Origin of the sequence: Paraburkholderia sp., assembly GCF_035948235.1 — a bacterium.
Lineage (GTDB): Bacteria > Pseudomonadota > Gammaproteobacteria > Burkholderiales > Burkholderiaceae > Paraburkholderia.
Genome location: NZ_DASZJJ010000351.1, coordinates 1 through 5,284, shown reverse-complemented (window position 1 = coordinate 5,284; position 5,284 = coordinate 1). Strand labels below are relative to the sequence as shown.

At 61.1% G+C, this 5,284-nt stretch carries 6 protein-coding genes; 3 read left to right on the top strand and 3 right to left on the bottom strand.

Annotated features, from left to right (window positions below):
- Positions 1-47: 47 nt before the first annotated feature.
- Positions 48-1,019: an aliphatic sulfonate ABC transporter substrate-binding protein gene (locus VG320_RS31095; protein ID WP_327203904.1), complete on the top strand. Its 972-nt coding sequence runs from the start codon at positions 48-50 to the stop codon at positions 1,017-1,019.
- A gap of 17 nt (positions 1,020-1,036) precedes the next feature.
- Here the strand turns inward: VG320_RS31095 and VG320_RS31090 are convergent, their stop codons facing one another.
- The 3 genes from VG320_RS31090 to VG320_RS31080 are packed head-to-tail and all read right to left on the bottom strand — an operon-like array spanning position 1,037 to position 3,556.
- A complete protein-coding gene (locus VG320_RS31090) occupies positions 1,037-1,837 on the bottom strand; it encodes a MipA/OmpV family protein (protein ID WP_327203903.1) in 801 nt (266 codons plus the stop codon).
- Between the two features lie 14 nt (positions 1,838-1,851).
- Entirely contained in the window at positions 1,852-2,766 is a 915-nt protein-coding gene (locus VG320_RS31085) for an alpha/beta hydrolase (RefSeq protein ID WP_327203902.1), read from the bottom strand.
- Between the two features lie 16 nt (positions 2,767-2,782).
- Positions 2,783-3,556, bottom strand: coding sequence for a DUF4118 domain-containing protein (locus VG320_RS31080; RefSeq protein WP_327203901.1), 774 nt, complete (start codon positions 3,554-3,556; stop codon positions 2,783-2,785).
- A 492-nt stretch (positions 3,557-4,048) separates the two neighbouring features.
- Between VG320_RS31080 and VG320_RS31075 the strand changes: the two genes are divergently transcribed.
- On the top strand, positions 4,049-4,618 hold the full coding sequence (locus VG320_RS31075; RefSeq protein WP_327203900.1) for a TetR/AcrR family transcriptional regulator: 570 nt from the start codon (positions 4,049-4,051) through the stop codon (positions 4,616-4,618).
- A gap of 65 nt (positions 4,619-4,683) precedes the next feature.
- Positions 4,684-5,284, top strand: a 601-nt coding sequence (locus VG320_RS31070) for an SDR family NAD(P)-dependent oxidoreductase (protein ID WP_327203899.1), incomplete at its 3' end; no start/stop codon positions are given.

The window sequence follows — 5,284 nt, the reverse complement described above, 5'->3', positions numbered from 1 at the left end:
AATTAATTGAGGATCACATCCTTCTCTTTTTTGCGCGTTATAACAGCATGCAACACAGCAGACGCCGATTCATTCGCCAGCTTTCAGCAACCGCGCTGGGCGCCGCCGGCCTTCCCGCACTCGCTACCAAGGCCCAAGCCGCCGATGCCCGTACGCTGCGCATCGGCTACCAGAAGTTCAATACGCTCAATATTCTCAAGGGCACCGGCAGTCTGGAACGGGCGTTGCAGCCGCTCGGCTGGAGCGTGCGCTGGGCGGAATTTGCCGCGGGTCCGCAACTGACGGAAGCACTCAACGCCGAGGCGCTCGACTTCGGCCATGCCGCCGATACGCCGTCCGCCTTCGCCAACGCGGCGGGCGTGAACGCGGTCTATCTGGGTGCGGAACAGCCCTATCCCAAGGGGATAGGCATCTTCGTGGCGGCCGATTCGCCGATCCGTTCGATCCGCGAATTGAAGGGCAAGAAAGTGGCGATCGGGCGCGGCTGGAATGTGCAGTATCTGCTGGTGCGCGCGCTACGAGAGGCTGGTCTGGAGTATGGCGATATTCAGCCCGTCTATTTGACGAGCGCGGCGGATGTGAGCGCGACCTATCTCTCGGGCAATGTCGATGCGGCCGGCTTGTGGGACCCGTTTCTCGCGGGCCAGCAACTGGCCACCGCGCCACGCGTGCTGCGTGACGGCACGGGTCTGTCGAACAATCGCACCTTCCATCTGGCGCGGCCAGACTTCGTCAAACAGAATCCGCAGGTTATCCGCGTGCTGTTTCAGGAACTGGCAAAAGCAAATGAGTGGACGCAAAGCCATCCGCAGGAAACCGCGAATCTCCTTGCGCCGCAACTGGGCGTGCGTCCCGACGTGCTCAAGCTTTCGACCGGGCGACGCCACTATACGACCGTGGCCGTCACGCCCGATATCGTGAAAGAGCAGCAGGATATCGTCGATACATTTCACGCACTGGGACTGGTGAAAGAGCGCGTCGACGTGGCGCGCTTTGTATATCCGGAGTCGTTCGTTTAAACGCCGGAAATAACGCTCTAGAAGCGATAATCGAGCGCGGCGAAAGTAGTCAGCTCGCGGCGGCGTTCGGTGATCGGACTGCTGCCCGCGTAGTGCTCCAGACGTCCGAGCGTGGCGTTGACGGAGCCGACCCAGTGCTTCGAGAAATCGTGCGTGGCGTAGAACGTCATATGCACGTCGCGGATACCGGAGCCCGTCGCATACTGCGGCAAGCCGGAAGCCGCGCTCTGCGCCGACGAAATGCCGAACAAGGTGCGCGTATAAACGGCATTGGCCCACGTGAGACCCGGCCCAACCGAAAAGAGCCAGCCCTGCAGCGGCAGCGAGGCGTAAAGATCCGCACTGGCCGTCGTACCCTGCCCGTTGCCGGAAATATCCTGATAGACCGCCACCGCGCCGGTAAAGGCCCAAAGCGTGTAGTCGCCGAAAATCCGCAGCTTGGGACCGTCATCCACGTTGCCCAGACCTCGCAGATGCGGATCGTCGGAAGCCGTGCGCGACTGGAAATCGAAGCTCAGCGATGCGCCCAGGTGATAGTTCTCCGCGGTCAGCACGTTGATGCCCAGCACGTCCGGCCCCTGCGAGAAAATGCGATCGCGGTACGAGATGTCGAGCGCCGGAAACGGATAGACCTTCATGTGACGCGAGCCGGGATACTGCGGCGCGAAGTACGCGCCCGGACCAATTGCGATCTTCCAGGGCGACTCGTCCGCAGTCGTGCCGGACGTCGCCGCAGTCGTGGTCGCAGCAGTTGTCGTATCGTCGGCCGAAGCCCGCTGCGCGAATGCGAGCAAGGCGGCGCTGGCCAGCGCCATCATTGTCAGGAACTGCTTCACGCCTTCTTCCTTCCCACTGCCGCCAGTTGACGCAAACGTCGCGCGAGCGCCTTCGACACGACCGGCTGATTCTGCGTATCGCGCGCGCCGTGCGCCACTTCGCTCTCGCGCAAAAACAGTGTGGTTTCGCGCGCAACGATCTCGCGTTCGTTATCCGAAGTAATCATGTGATACGAGTCATCGAGCCAGAGCGTGCGAAGGAAATTGGCGCCGATATGGTCGATCACATAGCGCGGATTGCGCGGGCTCGACGTTTCATCGTCGATCGCGTGAATCACGAGCGTATCGTTTTCAATCGCCGCCACGTCCTTGCGCGCCGCGCGCGCCAGACGCAACGCCTGATGCAGCGCGGGCAGCGAGATCGTCGAGGGCCCCACTTCGCTGAACGAATTGCGCTGCATGGCGCGCGCAATCTTCTTGCGCAGGGCTTCGTTTCGCACGCCGAACGGTTCCGACTCGCGGTAACGGTAAGTGTTGCGCAGCGGCGTGTAGTAAGCCCAGTCCAGCAGGAAGCGATACCACGGGATTGCCCAGCCGTCGTAGGCCAGCGTGAGCGAAAGCAACACCAGCGACTGCGCGCTGGGCCGCTCGCGGATCAGCCGCATGGCCAGCGCGCCGCCAATCGAGAGGCCGCAGATCGACACGCGTTCATAGCGCGCGGCCAGTGCGTCGAACTCGCGCGCCGCAGACTCCACCCATTGCTCCATCGTCTGTTCGCTGGAGCCGGCGCTATAGCCTTCGATGAGCGGTGCGCAGACCGTGAAGCCCTCGTTGTGCAGATAGCGGGCGAGGTAACGCAACTCGATCGGCGAGCTCGACAGGCCGTGCAGCAGCAGGACCGCGTGGCCGTCGCCTTCGCTGAAAATGCGTGAGGGCCGCACGGTGGGCGTCTCACGCACGACCGGTTCCATCTCGACAGTCGCCACGTTAGTCCTCCGTGCTCAAAACGAGGAAGTCGCCGGCATGCGTGGTAAAGCGCTCGCATTGGCAGTTCGTCAGGCGGAATTCGCGATCGTGCGCCGTGCGGCGCAGGCGTACGCGGTGATGGCCCGGCCACAACGCATTGGTCAGGCGCTGGACGTCCTCGGGATGCACCGATTCGAACAACGGCCCGGGCGCAACTTCAGTGGCGGCCGGCAGCGCTGACGTGCTTTGTCCCACACTCGCGCGCTGCACGGCGTTGCGTTCCAGCGCCTTGATGAGAATGAAGCCTTCGTGATGCTGCGCGAGATGACGCAACAGGCGATGCGTTTCGTCCTCGGCGCGGCGCGCAAGCACGCGCTCATTGTCGTGACGCAGCAGCATTTCATAACGCGACTGGGCCACCGACGCGATCAGTTGCGCGCGAAACTGTTCGCGGCGCAGACGCTCGATCAGCGTAATCACAAGGAGGGTGACGAGCGGGTACGACACGAGCAGCACGGCATCGTGGAAATCAAGCACGGAGATATCGGCGTACGGCGGCACGAACAGATAGTCGGCGATGCCGAGTCCGAGCACCATGACGGTGAGCGCCGGCGCAAGCCCGAAGTAATACTCGACCAGCGAAGCTGCGATGCAAAACGCAGTGCCCGGCATCATCGGCCCAAGCAAAGGATGCAAGGCGATGCGCACGACGCTCGCAATGGCGAGCGCAACGGCGGCGTAGCCCCAGCGTTGCGGACCTCGGGGCGCCCAGTGACGGGCGTTACGGACTTTCATGTTTATTCAGGGCCCCGTTCTTATGGCGGGCCGATGCGAGAAGTGCCGAGGGAACGACCGAAGGCGCCCTCGTTGTAATCAGTGTAAGGAAGGACGGCGCAAGCTGGCTGGCCGATGGCTGGCGGGTGCGGTGAGGTTCCTTCGCGGCTGCGTATATTACCACCGTTTACAAACCATCCTATTCATAGGACGAATTAAATCGGACAAACATAGTATGAATTTTGCATCACTCGACCGTCGAATTCCTGACAACTATAACGAACACATTACGTCAACAAGCATTAACGTAAGCTTAAGTCCTTCGAATTTGATTCAGCAGGCGGCGTATAGGGTCATCAGACCATTTGCGCCATCAAGCGTTCATCACATGATGCTATGCGTTTCGCATTTTTCATTGCGTCCCACCCTATTTCCCTGGAAGGCAGGGCTTGCTCCTGCCGCTGACTTCACCTATAGTTGAGCGCGTACTCACTCTTACTTAGCTCGCGCAAGATGGCTCGCCCTCTCAGTCCCGAAAAACGCAACGCATTGCTGGCCGCGGCCACGCAGGCGGTTGCCGACCTAGGCGTGCAGGCCAGCACAGCGAGCATTGCACGGGGCGCAGGCGTTGCCGAAGGGACACTGTTCACCTACTTCGAGAACAAAGACGTGTTGTTCCAGGCCTTGTACCTGCACCTCAAGGAAGACCTGGGGGAAACCATCATGCCTGGTTATCCTTATGAATCAGACTTCCGGCACCGCGTGGAGCACATTTTTCAGCGCTATGTCAGTTGGGGGCTGGAAAACAAGGCCAAGCGTCTCGCCATTTCGCGGCTCTCGGGTTCCGGACAGTTACAGGACGCGACTCGCGCACGCGGCATGGAACGGTTTCAGGCGGTGTCGCGCATGATGGAAGATGCGGTGCAAAGCGGCGTTCTGGTGAACGCGCCCATCGCGTTTCTCTATGCCATCATCGAGCGCATTGCCGACACCACCATCGAGTACATGGACAGCCACCCAGGCGATGCGCAGCGCCATCTGGCACTGGGTTTTCATGCCGCCTGGCGGGCAATTACGCCGTAAAGCACGGCGTAAAATTTTAGCTCTTTATTGAGCGCTTACTCACTCATAGTGAAGGAGTCGTCATCATGTCGAGTCAAAAGTGGTTCATCACCGGCGCATCCAGCGGTCTCGGGCTTGCGCTGAGCGAAAAGTTGCTGGCCGAAGGGCATCGAGTCGTCGCCGCGGTGCGCCGCGTCGAGGCGCTCAAAGCACTCAAAGAGGCGTGGCCTGACCGGCTCGACGTGGAGTCGGTCGATGTGACGCGCCCCGAGCAAGTCCAGGCTGCGGCCAAGCGTCACGCCGATGTCGATGTCGTCGTCAATAACGCGGGCGGCGCGGTGATCGGCGCGATGGAGGAAATGAGCGAAGCCGATATCCAGCAACAGCTCGCGCTGAATCTGCTGGCGCCCATCCACGTCACCCGCGCATTTCTTGGCGCGATGCGTGCGCGAAAACACGGCATGTTCATTCACCTGAGCAGCGTCGGCGGCCGTGCGGCTTTTCCGGGTGGATCGATGTACCACGCCGCGAAGTTCGGACTTGAAGGTTTCGCCGAATCGGTTAGCCAGGAAATAGCCGGGTTTGGCATCAAGACGCTTATCATCGAACCGGGTTCGATCGCGACGGGCTTCGTGGCCAATATCCGCTGGACCGAGCAACTGGACGACTACAAGGATGGCGTGGTCG